Source organism: Streptacidiphilus sp. MAP12-33, from assembly GCF_041261265.1.
Taxonomy (GTDB): Bacteria; Actinomycetota; Actinomycetes; order Streptomycetales; family Streptomycetaceae; genus Streptacidiphilus.
This window is the reverse complement of the sequence record NZ_JBGCCA010000001.1, coordinates 129507-144344: the sequence shown is the minus strand read 5'-3', so window position 1 is coordinate 144344 and position 14838 is coordinate 129507. Positions and strand designations below refer to the sequence as shown.

The 14838-nt window shown below is 68.3% G+C and carries 17 protein-coding genes; 6 read left to right on the top strand and 11 right to left on the bottom strand.

Annotated features, from left to right (window positions below; translation table 11 throughout):
• Window positions 1-47 precede the first annotated feature (47 nt).
• The 7 genes from ABH931_RS00750 to ABH931_RS00720 form a co-directional block, all read right to left on the bottom strand.
• Entirely contained in the window at window positions 48-2210 is a 2163-nt protein-coding gene (locus ABH931_RS00750; protein ID WP_370108779.1) for an ATP-binding protein, read from the bottom strand.
• Between the two features lie 111 nt (window positions 2211-2321).
• On the bottom strand, window positions 2322-2690 hold the full coding sequence (locus ABH931_RS00745; protein WP_370108777.1) for an RRQRL motif-containing zinc-binding protein: 369 nt from the start codon (window positions 2688-2690) through the stop codon (window positions 2322-2324).
• Window positions 2687-2893: a hypothetical protein gene (locus tag ABH931_RS00740; protein ID WP_370108775.1), complete on the bottom strand. Its 207-nt coding sequence runs from the start codon at window positions 2891-2893 to the stop codon at window positions 2687-2689. The genes ABH931_RS00745 and ABH931_RS00740 overlap by 4 nt, the downstream gene beginning before the upstream one ends.
• A 17-nt stretch (window positions 2894-2910) precedes the next feature.
• Window positions 2911-3786 carry a DUF2637 domain-containing protein gene (locus ABH931_RS00735; protein WP_370108773.1) on the bottom strand — a complete coding sequence of 292 codons (876 nt, stop codon included), beginning with the start codon at window positions 3784-3786 and terminating at the stop codon, window positions 2911-2913.
• Window positions 3783-4001 carry a hypothetical protein gene (locus ABH931_RS00730; protein ID WP_370108771.1) on the bottom strand — a complete coding sequence of 73 codons (219 nt, stop codon included), beginning with the start codon at window positions 3999-4001 and terminating at the stop codon, window positions 3783-3785. The genes ABH931_RS00735 and ABH931_RS00730 overlap by 4 nt, the downstream gene beginning before the upstream one ends.
• Window positions 3998-4258, bottom strand: coding sequence for a hypothetical protein (locus tag ABH931_RS00725; RefSeq protein WP_370109448.1), 261 nt, complete (start codon window positions 4256-4258; stop codon window positions 3998-4000). The genes ABH931_RS00730 and ABH931_RS00725 overlap by 4 nt, the downstream gene beginning before the upstream one ends.
• Window positions 4259-4376: 118 nt before the next feature.
• Entirely contained in the window at window positions 4377-4589 is a 213-nt protein-coding gene (locus tag ABH931_RS00720; protein WP_370108769.1) for a hypothetical protein, read from the bottom strand.
• 411 nt (window positions 4590-5000) lie between these two features.
• On the opposite strand from ABH931_RS00720, the gene ABH931_RS00715 reads away from it, so the two are divergent.
• The 3 genes from ABH931_RS00715 to ABH931_RS00705 all read left to right on the top strand — a co-directional run bounded on the left by ABH931_RS00715 (window position 5001) and on the right by ABH931_RS00705 (window position 7748).
• Window positions 5001-5849: a GntR family transcriptional regulator gene (locus tag ABH931_RS00715; protein WP_370108767.1), complete on the top strand. Its 849-nt coding sequence runs from the start codon at window positions 5001-5003 to the stop codon at window positions 5847-5849.
• Window positions 5846-6532 (top strand): HAD family hydrolase, encoded by a 687-nt coding sequence (locus ABH931_RS00710; RefSeq protein ID WP_370108765.1) that lies wholly within the window; start codon window positions 5846-5848, stop codon window positions 6530-6532. The genes ABH931_RS00715 and ABH931_RS00710 overlap by 4 nt, the downstream gene beginning before the upstream one ends.
• A 988-nt stretch (window positions 6533-7520) precedes the next feature.
• Window positions 7521-7748, top strand: coding sequence for a hypothetical protein (locus tag ABH931_RS00705; RefSeq protein WP_370108764.1), 228 nt, complete (start codon window positions 7521-7523; stop codon window positions 7746-7748).
• Between the two features lie 304 nt (window positions 7749-8052).
• Here the strand turns inward: ABH931_RS00705 and ABH931_RS00700 are convergent, their stop codons facing one another.
• Entirely contained in the window at window positions 8053-8556 is a 504-nt protein-coding gene (locus ABH931_RS00700; RefSeq protein WP_370108762.1) for a site-specific integrase, read from the bottom strand.
• Window positions 8557-9341: 785 nt separating this feature from the next.
• The gene (locus ABH931_RS00695; protein WP_370108760.1) at window positions 9342-10118 is read right to left on the bottom strand and encodes a hypothetical protein; all 777 of its coding nucleotides are present in this window, start codon (window positions 10116-10118) and stop codon (window positions 9342-9344) included.
• 1373 nt (window positions 10119-11491) lie between these two features.
• Here ABH931_RS00695 and ABH931_RS00690 point away from each other — a divergent pair.
• Window positions 11492-11959 carry a hypothetical protein gene (locus ABH931_RS00690; protein ID WP_370108758.1) on the top strand — a complete coding sequence of 156 codons (468 nt, stop codon included), beginning with the start codon at window positions 11492-11494 and terminating at the stop codon, window positions 11957-11959.
• Between the two features lie 118 nt (window positions 11960-12077).
• On the opposite strand, the gene ABH931_RS00685 is transcribed toward ABH931_RS00690, so the two are convergent.
• Window positions 12078-12890 carry a hypothetical protein gene (locus tag ABH931_RS00685; RefSeq protein WP_370108756.1) on the bottom strand — a complete coding sequence of 271 codons (813 nt, stop codon included), beginning with the start codon at window positions 12888-12890 and terminating at the stop codon, window positions 12078-12080.
• A gap of 129 nt (window positions 12891-13019) precedes the next feature.
• Here ABH931_RS00685 and ABH931_RS00680 point away from each other — a divergent pair, with 129 nt between their 5' ends.
• Complete coding sequence (locus ABH931_RS00680; protein WP_370108754.1) at window positions 13020-13616, top strand: GNAT family N-acetyltransferase; 597 nt, start codon at window positions 13020-13022, stop codon at window positions 13614-13616.
• A 19-nt stretch (window positions 13617-13635) separates the two neighbouring features.
• On the opposite strand, the gene ABH931_RS00675 is transcribed toward ABH931_RS00680, so the two are convergent.
• Complete coding sequence (locus tag ABH931_RS00675; RefSeq protein ID WP_370108752.1) at window positions 13636-14109, bottom strand: hypothetical protein; 474 nt, start codon at window positions 14107-14109, stop codon at window positions 13636-13638.
• A gap of 149 nt (window positions 14110-14258) precedes the next feature.
• Between ABH931_RS00675 and ABH931_RS00670 the strand changes: the two genes are divergently transcribed.
• A complete protein-coding gene (locus tag ABH931_RS00670; RefSeq protein WP_370108750.1) occupies window positions 14259-14762 on the top strand; it encodes a L,D-transpeptidase in 504 nt (167 codons plus the stop codon).
• The last annotated feature ends 76 nt before the right edge of the window (window positions 14763-14838 follow it).

Genomic DNA, 14838 nt, shown 5'->3' with positions numbered 1-14838 from the left:
CAGGGAGGCAGGTAGGGAGTTCTCCCTGCCTCCCTGCGTGCCTCCCTTTACTCCGCGTAGTCGTCGGTGGGCGCGTCGTCCCGTCGGGCGAGGGCGTCGAGGACCTTGGAGCGGGTGACGACCATCTGTCCGTCGGACTTGTGCGCGGCGGCGCCGGCGCTCTCCAGGAGCTGCTTGAGGTCCTGGGGGGTCCACGCGCGGTAGAAGCCGCGGTTCTTCTCGGCGAGCCGCTGGAGCACCTCGCGGGTGAGCATGCGCGTCGCGTCGCCGATCACCGCAGCCACGTCGGCGAGCGGGTCCACCTGCTCCGTGTCCTTCTCCGCGGCGGCGCGGGTGATGACGGCGGTGCGGGCGGCCTTGGCGCGGTCGGTGATCTCGACCGCGTGGGCGTCGGTGATGTAGTGCGTCCGGACCGTGATCGAGGACTGCCCGGCGGGCATGTCGATGCCGTCGCCGGTGACGACCAGCGTGCCCTTGTCCTTTCCCTGTCGCAGCAGGTGTGGGGAGGCGCCGCCGTCCACGGCCTTGTCGCCCAGGGCCATGCGGGACTGAGACTCGGTGCCCAGCACGAGAGCCGCGCGGACGTGCGCGCCCTCGCGGACCAGCTTCGGGAGGTTCTGGTCCGTGGGGTCCTGGGTGCCCTGCCACAAGGTGACGTTGACCGCGCGACCCTGGTTGTGGATCTTCCTCGCGGCCATGAAGTAGCGGCTTGTGGCCTTGGTGCCGCCGTAGGGGCGCTTGTCCTGCCCGACGATCGGGCACATGAACGCCACCTGCGCCTCGTCCACGATCAGGACCAGCGGCGGGTGCACGGTTCCGGGCGGGGCCAGCAGGCGCCGCTCCATCTCCTCCACGCCCTCCTCGACCATCTCAGTGACCTCGATGACGTGGTCGTCGGTCGGGCCCTGGATCAGGACGGTGGCCAGGCCGTCGAACATGGCCCAGTCGCCCACGCCCTTGAGGTCGCCGATGCGGAACTCCACCGTGGGGTCCAGGCACAACCACACGGCCAGCGCCCGCAGCGCGGCGGTCTTGCCCTGGTTGGACAGGCCCGTCATCAGCAGGTGGCGCTGGAACACGCTCATCCGTGCCGCGTCGCCACGCAGGTCCTGGCCCCACGGGGCCCGCCCCGTCTTGTAGTTCGCGGTCGCGGTCACGTCGGTGACCAGCGGAGACTCCCCGATCGGCTCGTCCAGCGCACCAGAGTCGGCGATCCACAGCCGCACCGTGCGGGCGGCGGTCGGGATGGTGATGAACACCTCGTGCTCGTGCCGGTTCAGGTTCTCCGCGAGCTTGCGGCGCCGCTTTTGGATCTCGTCGGTAGAAACGCCGGTCGGGAGCGTCACGTCCACCTCGACGCCGCACCCGGCGATCACGATCGGCGAGAGCATGTTCCCCCCGCCGTCGCCCATCTCCAGGATCGACCGGCGCAGCGCGGAGATGCCCAGGTCACGCAGGGCCAGGACCACACTCGACGGCGTGACCGGCTCACCCTCGCTGGTGCGGGCGGGCAGCGCCCACGCCGGCGCGGCCTGGCGCTTGCGCCCCGCATTCCAGCAGGCCATCAACGCCAGCCACGGCAGCGCCGTGAGCAGCGGACCCCACACGACGGAGGCGATCAGCACGACCATGGTGGCCAGGTGGACCGCGAACATGGTCGGGGCGATCACGTCGGCGATGTGGTGCGTGCTCATCGCCATGGCGATCCCCAGCGCCAACAGGCCCGCCATGGTGGCCAGCGACCCGGCCACCAGGCTCTTCGCCATGCGCAGCGGAGCCGTGATCCAGTCCATGCGGCGCTGGTGACGGGAGGAACGGAACGCGGCGGCGCGCTGCTCCCACTCCATCGCCACCTCAGGCTGACCGGCCGCCTCCGCGGCCCGCATCATCCGCTCGTACCGGGCCGTGGTGCGCGACTCCCAGCCGCGCCGGGCCAGGATGCCCGCGCCGCCCAGGGCGTACATGCCGTGCCGCACCGTGAACCTCGCCGCGGCCCGCGTACGGTCGTGCGTGGCCACGTCACGGGTGCGCCGGGCAGCGGCCACCAGACGAGGCGGCAGCGTCAGCCGCGCCCGCGTCGGCGACGAGGGCGCCGGGGTGTTCTCGCTCAGGCGGTCGGGGAACGGCAGGACCGCGGCGCCCGGGGCGTCCGGGATCGCGTCCTGCACGGCCACGGAGCCGGCCGGGTCGTTCAGCGGGTCGTGGTTCACTGAACTGTCCTTCCTCGCAGGTCGAGTTGGGCGGTCCGGGGCGCGTCATTGCTGGCAGGCGACACGCGCCCCGGTGCCAAGTACCGGGATGTGCAAGGGGTTGCGCCGTTCCTATGCGGCGAACGCCGCGGTGTCGTGGCAGGCCACGCAGCATCCGAGAGAGCTCGGGATCACGTAGCCGACGTCCCGCACGCAGTCGGGGCAGGTGCGGCGGGCGCGGTTCGCCGCGGCGAGCGCGGCGCGCTTCGCGGGCGTCATCGCCCGGACCGGTTTGGCTAGGTCGAGGCGGTACAGGTAGGCGCACCGCACCTCGCCCCGCGTGCGACGCGAGCGCCAGATGATCTGTGCGGCGACGGGCTGGCCGCCCGGGCGCAGGTCCCGGGCGCGGAGCTGCCGCCGCGTGGCGTAGCCGTCCGGGGCGAGTCGGAACGGGTAGGTGGGGATGCCGAACCGGGCGCCGGTCGGGTCGTAGAACCTCACCGGACGCCGTTCGGGGGCAGTGCCTTGATCTCGTTCGCCAGGGCGATCGACTCCGGCAGTGCCCTGAGCCGTCGCGTCCGGGGGGACGCGGAGTCGAACACGATGAACCACGCCTGCACCTCAACCAGGCTGATCTCCCATCGCACCTGCGCGGTGGAGACCTCCTCGTAGGTCATGGCAGCGAGTTCCTGAGCCGTACGCATGATCCCTCCCAGGAGATTTAGGCCGCGTCGGAGTCGTCCGCGGACGGCGCCGCGTCACCCTCGTCCGGGTCCGGAACGGAGTGCAGCTTGGTGCTCGCGGCGCGCTCCGACTTGAGCGCGTCCCGCAGCGTCCGCGCGTTCGCCGCGGAGGTGTGCAGCTCGATCCGCAGCCGATCCGCTGTCAGCGCCTCGTCCGGCCAGTCGACGGTCAACGCCCGCGCCTCGATGAGAAGTTCGTCCATGCTGCGAGTCGGGCGCTTGGTTCGCGCGGCGGGCGGAACGGTGCCGGTCGCCCGACGCGGACGCGGCGCGGCAGTCGGCCGCTCCAGGGCCAGGGTCGACGCCTCGATCGGCGCGGCCGGGGCAGGGTCGGGGGTGACGTAGACAGGCGGGTGCGGGTCAGTGTCGGCCGACTCGCCCAGGTCAAACCCCGACCGATTTACCCGCATCTGCTCGGATTCGACGGACTCGGGCTTGTGGTGCAGCACCTTCGCGACCAGATCCGACCCGAAGAAGATCGAGCCGACCGGCAGCGACGTGGCCAGCAGCACCAGTGCCCAGTTGGCGGGCGCCCAGTCGGCCAACCGCACCCGCCCGCCCGACTGGATCGCCGGGACGAGGCCGTGCACGTAGTTCAGCACCAGCGACGCGACCGTGTACCCGGCCAGCACCCGCAGGGCGAACGTCCGATCCCGCCCCGCGGGCAGGATCAGCCCGGCGATCAGCGCGAGCGCCATCAGTCCGTCCACAACCAGTGGATAGACGCCGGCCGCCGTCGCGTCGGCGCCGATGGCGTGGGCCACGTCCCGCAGCGCGTGCCACGAGACGCGGAACGCCATGCCGACCACGGCCAGCAGGCCGAGCACCAGGAGCACCTTGGGCCAGCGGTTCATCGGCGCGCACCCCCGATGGCCAGGTGGATCAGGATGAGGGTGAGCAGGTAGGCGCCCGCGGCCCCGGCGAGCGCCGGCATGCCGAAGTGGTGGAACTTCCAGATCACCAGCGCCGCGGCGATCCCGGCGACCCACTGGGCGCCGGGGCGGTCGCCCGTGCCGCGGGCGGTGGTGTGCTCGCAGGTGCGGTGCGCGTGCTGCTGACGGCGCATCATGCCGCGACCCCCGTCCTGTAGACCCGGTGCCGCACCGGGATGGGCCGACGCAGCGGCGCCGGGGCCGAGCGCAGCAGCTCACGGGCGAACCGCGCGGCCTCCGGGTCGAGGCTGGCCAGCACCTCGGCGGCCACGTCCAGCCGCGCCGCGCGCTCCATCGCGGTCTCGCCGGGCACGCCGGCGAACAGCTCACGGTCGATGCCGAACGCGAGCGCCACGAGCTCATCCGCCGAAGCGGCCTCGTGGCCTGCAACCATGTACCTCACGGGTCTGTCTCCTTGAACGGTGGAAGGCCCGTAGCGGGGCGGCTGTGAACCTTGGCGGGAGACCAGCCGCCCCGCGTACGCAGGGCCGGGAAGGTGTGCTGGATCCGGGCTAGTTGTGCATGCCGCCCGTGATCGTTCCGGTGTTGACCTGGTTGCCGCGGTCGTCGCGGGTGACCTTGCCGCCACGGGTGGGCCGGCTGGGCTTGGTCGGCTCGGTGAGCGGGATTCCCTGTCCGTCGACCTGGCCCAGGTTGACCTGCTGGCCGTTGCCGGTGATGACGACGGTCGTGCTGCTGCTGGTGGAGCGGCGGAACAGGCCCATGGCGGGCCTCCCTCCGGGATGGACGGCCTTGTCAGCCGCGGGTGATAGGCGCTCAAGCGAGCAGCCATGACCCCCGACGTCCCGCCGAAGCGGGCACGTCGAGGACCAAAGACACTCGTTTGATCACGCTGACTCGGCATTTAGCCCGGTCAGCGCGTCGTCATTGCGGGAGCGTGCTCCCGTTCCAGGCAGACGACGTGCCCTCCGGCTGACAAGGCGCCGGGTACCTCAGCCCGCTCTGCCCCGGGCCCCTGGTCGTGCGTTCGTGCAGGTCAGAGCAGCCCAAAGAGGGCCCTCTGTGTCGCTACCGCTTCTCTCGGTGGCGACATACTCAACATAGACAACCTGCCTAAGCAGGTCAAGAGACATGGGTTACTCGCGTCTGTTGGGCATGTCCCCTAGCATGTAGGCATGACTCTTGACCTGGATGACCCGCGTCCGCCGTATCAGCAGGTCAGCACGCTGATTCGCGCAGCGATCCTCACGAAGAAGCCGGGTTTCGAAGCCGGCGAGAAGCTGCCTTCTGGTCCGCAGTTGGCCAAGCACTATGGCGTGGCGCGCGGCACAATCGACAGGGCCCTGGAGCTGCTCAGGAGCGAGGGCCTCATCGTCACGCGGCAGGGCAGCGGCTCGTTCGTGCGGGAGCGCACCGAGCGTCCCGTTGGGCTTCGTCCGCACCTTGAGGCCGCCTTTGCACAGCCTCAGGTGACGATCGACTTTGCAGGCTTCTCCAGCGAGACCCTGCACAACGCCATGCAGGAGCCGTTGGACAAGATCCGCTCCGGTCGACTCGCGCCTGAGTCCATCGCGGTCCGACTTCTTCTGCCGGACACCTCCGAGCCCATGGCGGTGCCGGTGCTGGTGGATGGCCTCAAGGACGAACCAGCGCTACGGGATCGGGCCCGTGGGATCGCCCTGACCAATGCCGGCGGGATTGCCCACTCGGTGGGGGTGCTGGCCGAACTTGGGTTGGTCCAGTCCGCAACAGTGCAGGTCAGGGTGCATCGGGGAGCGAGCCTCTTCAAGCTGTACATCCTGAACAGCTCCGAGGCGTTTTTCGGCTTCTATCCGCTGCGCGAGCGCACCGTTTCCGTCGAGGGGGACGCCCACACCTTCTACGACGTGACGGGGAAGGACACGACGCTGTTCCACCACTCCGCAGGTCCGGATGACGCCTCGTTGGGTTCGCAGTACGTCCAGCAGTCTCAGGCATGGTTCAACAGCGTGTGGTCCACCATTGCTTATGAGCGCCAGCCGTGACGGGATCTCCTCTGTCTCTGTCGGAACTGCTTCGGCCTGCTCGTCACATCCTCCTCGACTTCGATGGTCCGGTGTGTTCGGTGTTCGCTGGCCTGTCGGCTGTCGAGGTCGCGGAACGCCTCCGCGGGCACCTGGTGGCTCAGGATGAGCACGTGCCCGCGGAGTGGTCTACCGAGAACGATCCCGTCGCACTCCTGCGCCGCGTCGCTGACAGCCGGCCCGATCTCGTGCCGGGCGTAGACGCGGCACTGACTGCACTGGAGGTCGAGGCCGTAGGCATGAGCCAACCCACCCCCGGCAGCGGTGCGCTTCTACTCGCCTGTGCCGAGTCGAAGCGTTCCGTTTCGGTAGTCAGCAACAACTCTGCGGCGGCCATCACGGCCTTTCTTGCAGCTCATGGCCTTAGCGGTTACGTGGCAGGGATTTTCGGACGCGTTCCGGGCGATCCGTCGTCTATGAAGCCAAATCCGCGGCTACTCCTTGAAGCCATGGAGGCGGAAGCCAGCAAGCCGCAACAGTGCATCTTCATTGGCGATGCAGCGCGCGATGTTGAGGCGGGAGAGGCGGCCGGCGTGGCAACGATCGGCTATGCCAACAAGCCGGGGAAGGACGTGCGCCTGGCCAACGCCGGGGCTGCCGCTGTAGTGGACTCAATGCTGTTGATCGCAAACGCTCTGGCGTAGCACCCGGGGAGTGGATCAGGCATGGCTCCTCGATCGAGTCGAGGAGCCAACCTCCGCCAGTCCACGTGGACGAAGGCATTGGGCTCCCTCAGCAGGCGGCCGCATAGACAGGCCATCACACACTGTTACACGCTCGACTAGACCTGTGATTTGCATCACAGGACAAAACAGAAAAGCCATTGCTAACTGGGTCGCGACACGAATAAATATACCCACCGATTATCGACTCTGAGTTATCGGAACCCGTCACTCACTTGAAGGGGTTGACGCAGGTCACCGACATGCGGCGACGCTGGGTGATTGCCCCGCCGGCATTTTGTCAGCAGCGCAGCGATGGGTGAGGGTGCGTCACGTTGATGCAGCATCATGGTCCACAGCGAAGGAAGCCGTGTGACCCGCTCGGGGGTCTGGGTCCGGCGGTTCATTTTGGCCAACCTGGGACGTCGAGCCGAAAGGCTGTGCAACCCGTTGAAAGAATCTCAAGGGTTCCCTGGAGGGCAGCTCGTCGACTCTGCGAGCGTGCCCAAGGATGGGCGGGGCGGACAAAGCCCCAGCTCCGAGGCTCAAGTCTCGGGCTGCGGCCCGCAGCTGGCCCCCGGGTCTCGGTCGAGCTAGCTGGATGTCGTCTGTGGAACGGCTCCCGGCGCTTCTGTGGCGGAATCGGGTGCTAGCTTCCAGAAGGGAGCAGGGCCGGCGCTTCGTCGGGCGAAGTCCGAGGGGCGAATGTCCTCGCCGATGGCGTGCCGTGCCCGGCGTTCTTCGTCAAATGAGGTTCGGGTAACTGGCAAAATTGCAGGTCAGACTGACGCTGAAGCAGTCAGGCCAGTTATCCACAGCCGCCTGTGGATAACGACCTTTTCGATTGTCGCTCCGATGGTGTTGCTTATAGCTGTGAGTCTGAGTGGCGTGGCCGGGCAAAGAATGACGGCCCCCGTTGGCGCGGGAGCCGTCTCGGACCGACTACATGGGTCTGTAGAGAGGTCGCTTCATGACAGTACCGATCGAGCCGCCGAGTGCAACACCGAGTAGTACGGCTCCCACTCCCACGGCGGACACGTTGCGGCTCGTGGCCCTGTGCCTGCCGCTGACGCTGCTGGTCCTGTTTCTGGGGCTGATCTGGCTCATCGGCATAGTGGTGCCACCAGCACACAGAAACAGCCAGAGCACCGGCCGGCAGGCACTCGCGATGATCCGGGCCATCGCGGGCCGAAGTTGAGAGCACGGGGACCATCGCGACGGCTGACATCAACCGATGACATCAACGTCGCTGGACCCAGGCGCACCGGAACGGATCGCAGCCCTGCCTGACTGCTGGGGTTGTGTTGGTCGTTCAGGTGATTGAGCGTCCCAGCCTGGGCGACTCGGGCAGGTGAACCGGCCTACGGATCAAAAGGTTGCAGGTTCGAATCCTGCCGAGCGCACAGCAGGCCAGAGGCCCCCTCCCAATCGAACGGGAAGGGGCCTCAAGGCATTTCTAGGGGCCGTACAGCAGCGAAGTACAGCAACGGGGTCAGCCGCATTCACCCGAGGGCATCCCCGAGCTTCCGCAGAGCCTCTCGCGTCTGGTCGTCCGTCACGTGGGTGTAGATCTCCATCGTGATCGAGATCTGCGAGTGGCGGAGGATCTTCATGGCCACGCGGGGGTGGACCTCCAGCGCGGCGAGGAGCGAGCCGCAGGTGTGACGCGTGTCATGGAGCCGGATCTCGCGCAGGCCGGCACGGCGGGAGCGAGCGGGGAACATCCGGGTCAGGTTGCCCGGCTCGATCGGAGTCCCGTACCGCGTGGTGAACACCAGATCCTGCGGGTCCTGCCAGGCGTCCGCGGCCTCCTTCTTGGCGCGGTCCTGCTGGAGCTTGCGCAGCCGCAGCGCGGTCAGGCAGACGGCGGGCAACGGGAGGTAGTCCTCCGAGTCCTCCGTCTTGGTCTCGCGGCGGAGCAGTTCACGGCCGGCGCGCTGAAGCTGTTCCCCGACGTACAGCTCCCCGGTCTCGAAGTCGATCGCCTTCCAGGACAGGCCCAGCACCTCAGGATGACTGCCCCGGTCCCGCCCCGGCCCGATCGGCGCCCTCTCCCCGGTCGCTCCTGCACGTCCGCGCTCCACCAACCGCAGGGGATGGAAGAGCAAGGAATCGACGCGGGACGAGTCCCGCAGCAGCTACCACGGACACACGGGCAGAGCGAATAACTGATCGGCGACCTCACGGTCTGGACATTCACACTGCTTCGCGGGCGTCGGCCATCCGCCGATGCCCGCCCGCCCTCAGGCCTTAAGTACGGGCGAGCGCGCGCCGGCGGTGGCCTCCCCCTCGGACAGAGAAGGACAAGGGGGATCAACAGTCCGGGGCTGCATGGCTGAGCTCACCGACGATTTGCTTCAAGCACCCACCGCCGGAACGGGTACGGGGTGCGTCCAGGGCACCGGTCGGACCGGGGCGGGACCGGGGCAGTTTCGGCGGTAGGCGCTCAGTCACGACGGGGAACCCGCTCCGGGAACATGACGCCCTTTCTCCCCAGCCGTCGCCATCACCACCGGCCTCGCAGACGCCTTGGGGCTCTGCCTCAAACCCCGGCCCTCTCAAGGAGTCAGCCGGCAGCGAAGAGTGCGGGTCGGCGGTGGGAGGGGGTGGGGCGCGGGGTGGCTCCTCCCCGACCGAGCACCGGAGGCGTACCGGGAACCTCCCAGGGCCGCCAGGCCAAGCCCAAGGGTCACACGGTGAGCCCGGCGGCCCTGGGAGAACCCCGGCTCGGCAGAGCTGCCCGATCGAGGAGAAACCACCCCACTCAGCCCGAGCGGCAGCCCGCTGGGGATCACTCGCGCAGCTCTACACCAGCGCCCTCAAGCACCAAGTTGGAGATCAGTCGGGGGCTGAAGCACTCAGCGCGTTCCCATCTCCCCATCTTGCCGTTGGTGTGGAACCAGAGCACATCGCCGCCGTCCTCGTGCTGGGTGGCGAACTCAACGTCCATAGCGGTGAACACCGACCGGGCACTGACAGTGTCGGTATCGAAGGTGAACCGCCCTTGATGCGTGCCGAGCAGTCCGGTGGCACCTCGCCCTGAGCGGTCCCTTGGAATCAGTGAGCAGGCGAACGCGGCAGGTACCGTTCGCTGCCAGTCGAACTGATCCTCTGCCGACGCGTGCAATGCGGCTGTGTGCTTGTTCAACTCCTCAGCGTCCAAACATGCCTGAACCAGTGCTCCGGGAACTCCCCAATACGAGGCGAACTCGGTCAAGGCGGCGAGGATGTTCCGCTGGTAGTCGAGGCGGCCAAGCAGGGCGCGGGGCGTGTCACTCAGGTTGGCAGCGGCCGGGAGTGAGCCGTGGTGGTAGGCCCCAGCCTCCAGGACCGCACCCCAGAAGTCAGCCGTCACTTCCGTCTTGACTGCGCCGGCTGTAAGGACCGCCTCATATCTTCCTTGAAGCGCAACTAGGAAGGTGCGCAACTGGGGCGGATGTCCTTGTGTCCACTCTGCCTTCAGCCGTACGCCGGCGGGCGTGGGACTGCTCGATGTTGACGCAGATCTTTTGGAACCGAACAGACCCATGGCACCCCTTTGCAGGCCGAAGCGCGTCAGGCCGGTCATCCTACTGAAGGCCTGGCTCCGGTTCTCCAAGATCCGGACTAGTCACGGACCGGCACCAGTCCTAGGGCTCCAGCGGAACGTCAGAACGTTACAGTCACCGGGCCTGACGGCAAGGGCTACACGAGCACGACGTCAGGCCTGCTGGAGTAGGTAGGAGGAGTGGGCTCGCATCGCGACGTGTGTCGTAGGTGGGTGGAAGAAATCTCGGAACCAGCAGCCGTTGGACTGCGCGGAAACTCGTGGCGGTGAGCTGCGGTGGTGGAGTGAAAAATTCGCCGGAGCTAGCAGCGGTTGGAGTGCGCGGAAACTCGCGCGAATGAGCAGTCGTGTAGCCACTCGAAAATAACGTGATCCAAGCACCGTTGGAGTGGAAGAAAATACATCTCGAATCACTTCGACAGAAGCGGTAGCGGGGAACTGGTAGCTGAGAACTGGTAGCGATTCAGTGGCTCGAAACTCCGGAGCAATAAGACGGACGACTGCCCGACGCAGAGATCAGTAGTATGGCTTGTGGCGCAGCTGATGGTGGCGTGGCGGCGCCACAGCCAGCGTCCCATGCGGGTATCTACCTGCTGTTTCCCGCGCGGGTGCTCGGCCCGATGCGGCTGGTGTGAGCTTCGGGTACGCGGAAGTCATCAGCACCTGCGCACCTCCGCACCTGCTGATCTGCGCTTCGCTTGGCTGATTCTGAGGCGGTGCCGGATTGTCGGCGTTGGAGAGCTTGTAGCTACAAGAGGGGCCTTTAAGCAGGCAATTTGCTGATGTTAGGGCCGAAGCCCTAATCTCAATGGCGCAAGGCTCAGGGCAGTCAAATGGCGTGAGGCCGCCTGCGGGAACAGGCGACCCCACCGGCCCTTTTTCTCATACGCGTGAGAGGACCAGAGTCATTATGGAAGACCGTCAAGGGAACGTCCAGGGAGACAGGTCAGACGCTGGCCCCTCCGTGCTGAGTGCGGTGGTGTACGCGCTCGCGTTGGCGGCGGGAGTGCTGCTCGTCTGCACGCATCAGGCGAAGGTGACGGAGGCTTCGGGCTACGTAGCGCCGTTCCTTGTCATCTACGAGCGGACGTTCCGTTCTCGTTGATACGGCCCGCGGTACAGCAGTGGCGTACCGCAACGGGGCTGTCCGTGCGTGGTCTTGGGCGCCCACGGGCGGCATAGACGAGACGTAGTTGTCCGTAGATGACCGATCTGGCAAGAGCTACGGATCAAAAGGTTGCAGGTTCGAATCCTGCCGAGCGCACCAGCACAGAAGCCCCGACCGAATCTGACGGCCGGGGCTTCTGGCATTCCGGCGCGCGCCGCGGGGTTCCATGAGGGTGCGGGCGCCGGAGCGGGGGAACCGGTGTGAGCTGCGCCCCGTCTGAGCCACCATGGGGGAGTTCGCGCTGGTGGCCTTGTTGCTCGCGCCCTTCGTCGGCCCGCTGGTGTTCGGTCTTGCGGGGATCGCCCTGCTGGTCCGGTGGATCAGGATCCGGGCGTCGGGCAGGGCCGTCGGCGGCCTGCGCCTGCCCGGCGTGCTGACGTGCGCGCTGATCGCGGTGATGGCGGCCGCGGCCGCGTCCGCCGCCTACGGTTGGGGGTTCTTCGCCGGGGGCGTGTGGGAAGGGCCGGACAAGGTCTGCGCGCTGAAGGGTGTTCCGGGCGACCACATCGTGTCCCGGCATGTGCTGCCGGTGAGTGCGCAATGCGTGACCTCGGACGGAGTCGGCACCGAACTCGTGTCCTGGTGGGTGAATCCGGTGATCTGTGCGGGGCTGGCCGCGCTCGTGGCCGCCCTCGTGCTCGGAGTCGTGGCGACGGCACGAGCGGCTTCGGCCCGCGCCGGGCGCACCGGTTGAGCGGCCCTCCCGGATTCGATCAGGGAGGGCCTTCAGCCGTTGCGGGGACGACTGCCGAACACCGGTCAGGAAGTCCTGGCGGGGCGGAACGGCCACCACGCGCCGGCGGCGCCGGGGCTCAGGGCGTCGCGGCCGGGAAGTTCGCCATGGGGCAGTAGGTCGGCTGGGTCGGGTCGTACTGGTGGATGCCGAAGGCGATGCCCGCCTGCGAGTTGCCCGTCAGGGGGGAGTCGCCGACCAGGACGAGAGCGTGCCAGCCGGTCTGCTTGGCCGTGTAGAGGGTGCAGTTGTCGACCACCTTCGTGCTCTGGCCGGCCGCGGCCGTGCTGCGGCCCTGCACGTAGGTGGAGGACTGGCCCGGGGTGGCTTCCAGCAGGTACAGCTCCTGCGCCGCGACCGGGGTGGAGGCCCAGAAGGACTCACCCGCCGTCAGGTAGATGTCCGAGATCGACGTCACCTGGTTGCCGTTGAGCACGGAGAAGGCGATGTCGGGGTCGCCCGCGCCGGTCGTGCCGTGGTGGGTCGGAGTGGGGATGGTGGTGATCTTCGCGCCGTACTGCGCCTCGACCCAGTACGAGCCCGCGGTGTGCTGGACGACCTGCGGGTACCAGGTGCCGAACGGCTCGGTGCCCGAGTTCGAGTCCACCGCGACGAAGTTGGTCCTGTCCGTGCCCACGTTGCTGCTGCCGGCGAGGCCGCCCCCCACGTTCAGCACGTTCAGCCCGAAGTTCGCGCCGGAGGACGGCTGGACCGCCGACACCGACCAGTAGCTGTACGACGTCGGGTAGTTGTAGCCCTGGGCGACCGTCGACGAGACGGCTGTCCCGTTCGGAAGCACGCCCCCGGCCCAGGCGACCCCGGTGAAGGCGAGCGCCGCGGCGCTCGCCAACGCTCCCACGGTCAGCCACCGACCGGTCCTTCTTGCGTGCACGAACGCCTCCTCGGGAAGTCTGATGGATGCCTGAGCGCCCATCGGTCCGGGCGCCGGGCCTCCCCGAACGTACTAGCCCTTCGCACGCTTCGTGCACTGCCGCAGTCGTCTCGTGACTAGGCTGCGACGATGATTCCCTCCGTACCTCCCGTCGTGCCCGCCGGGCGGATGGCCGCAGGTGAGCAGCCTGTGCGGCCACTGCCTTCGGGCGCGTTGCTGCGACCGTGGCAGGAGGGGGACGAAGCGGCGATCGTCGAGGCGGCACTGGACCCCGGGATCCAGCGGTGGAGCCGCCCCGGGCGTGGAGTGACCGAGGCGGACGCGCGCGAGCGGATCGCGCGGTGGCGGCGGAGGTGGCGGAGCGAGGAGGCGGCGATCTGGGCGGTCGTCGCGGCCGGGGCCGAGCGGCCGGTGGGACTGATCGGGTGGGCGGACGTCGATCTGGTCGGCGGCAGCGCCGAGGTCCTGTACTGGCTGCTGCCGGCCGGGCGGGGGACCGGGTTGGGGACCGAGGCGTTGGTCGAGGTGAGCCGGTGGGCAGTGGAGGAGCTCGGGCTCCAGCGCTTGCGGCTGACGCATTCGGTGGCGAACCCCGCGTCCTGCCGGGTCGCCGAGCGGGCCGGTTTCGCCTATGAGGGGACGATGCGCGGCGCGTTGCTGCACGAGGACGGCTGGCACGACGAGCATCTGCACGCCCGCGTGCGCGGGGACGCGTGGCCGGTGTGACCCCGTGCGGCCGGGGTGTTCACAGGCGCTTGGGTGTGTCCCCGATGTTGGGGAAGACGGCGCCGAGGACGGGCGCGAGGACCAGGCCCATCAGGTTGACGAAGCCGAGTTGGTCCTGCCACAGCGTCAGGGCGGCACCGCTGTGGTGGAGCAGGATGTCGACCGGGTCGAGGCCGAGATCGTGCGCGGCCAGCAGGGTGAAGCCCACGTACTGGCCGAGGAACGTGGCGGCCAGGGAGCAGACGGCGCTGACCGTCGAGGTCACCGCGCCGCCGCAGCCGCGGCGGTGGACCGCCGAGCCGATGGCGCCGCCGATGATCAGCCCGATCCATCCGTAGACCGTCCGGGTGGTGGCGATGACGCCCGCGTAGGCGGCGGCGCACAGGACCATGGAGATCAGGGCCGTGATCACGCCCGCGGTGATCTTGCCGGCGGTGGGCGCCGGAGGCGGAGCCGGGGTGGCTGTGGCCTTGCTTCTGACGGTCCCGCTCATGGATACGGCCTCCGCTTACCGGTGATCGGGCCGCGGCAATGTAGCAGTGGGCGGGGAGCGTGGTCATCCGGTTGAGCCGCTGATCCGATGGGATGAAGAACTGTGCGACGGTGGTTCGGTTCCACTCCGGCTGGCGACCGTTGAGCTTCATGAAGAAACGTTCAGTCATGGCCGTCGTCCTGGTTCTCGTCGTGCTGGTGCTCGGGGCCCTGTGGGCGCCCGGCGCGGAGGCGGCGAGCAGGCGGGCGGTGCGGCTCAGCGCCACGGAGCTGCGGCACTGCCGGGCCGACGGGCAGAACCCCGTCGTCTGCGTGGACCTGAGCGCGCAGCGGATGTGGGTGATGAAGGGGAAGTCGGTGGTGTTCGCGCCCGTCACCGTGCGGAGCGGACGGCGCGGGAACATCACGCGGACCGGGCGGTTCCGGATCTACTGGCGGCATCTGCACCACTGGTCCACCGAGTACGACTCGCCGATGCCCTACAGCCAGTTCTTCAGCGGCGGCGAGGCGCTGCACGGGATCTACGGGAACGTGCACCGCGGACCCGGCTCGTACGGCTGCGTCAACCTGACCATCCACGACGCGGCGCACCTGTGGTCCGTCACCCGTAAGGGCACCCTCGTCGAGGTGTGGGGTCGCAAGCCGGGGACGTGAGGGTCCTGCGGAGGATATCCGTCCGAACCGGGGTGTACGGGTGGGATCGGGAGCGATCACTGTGCCGGGGATGTGA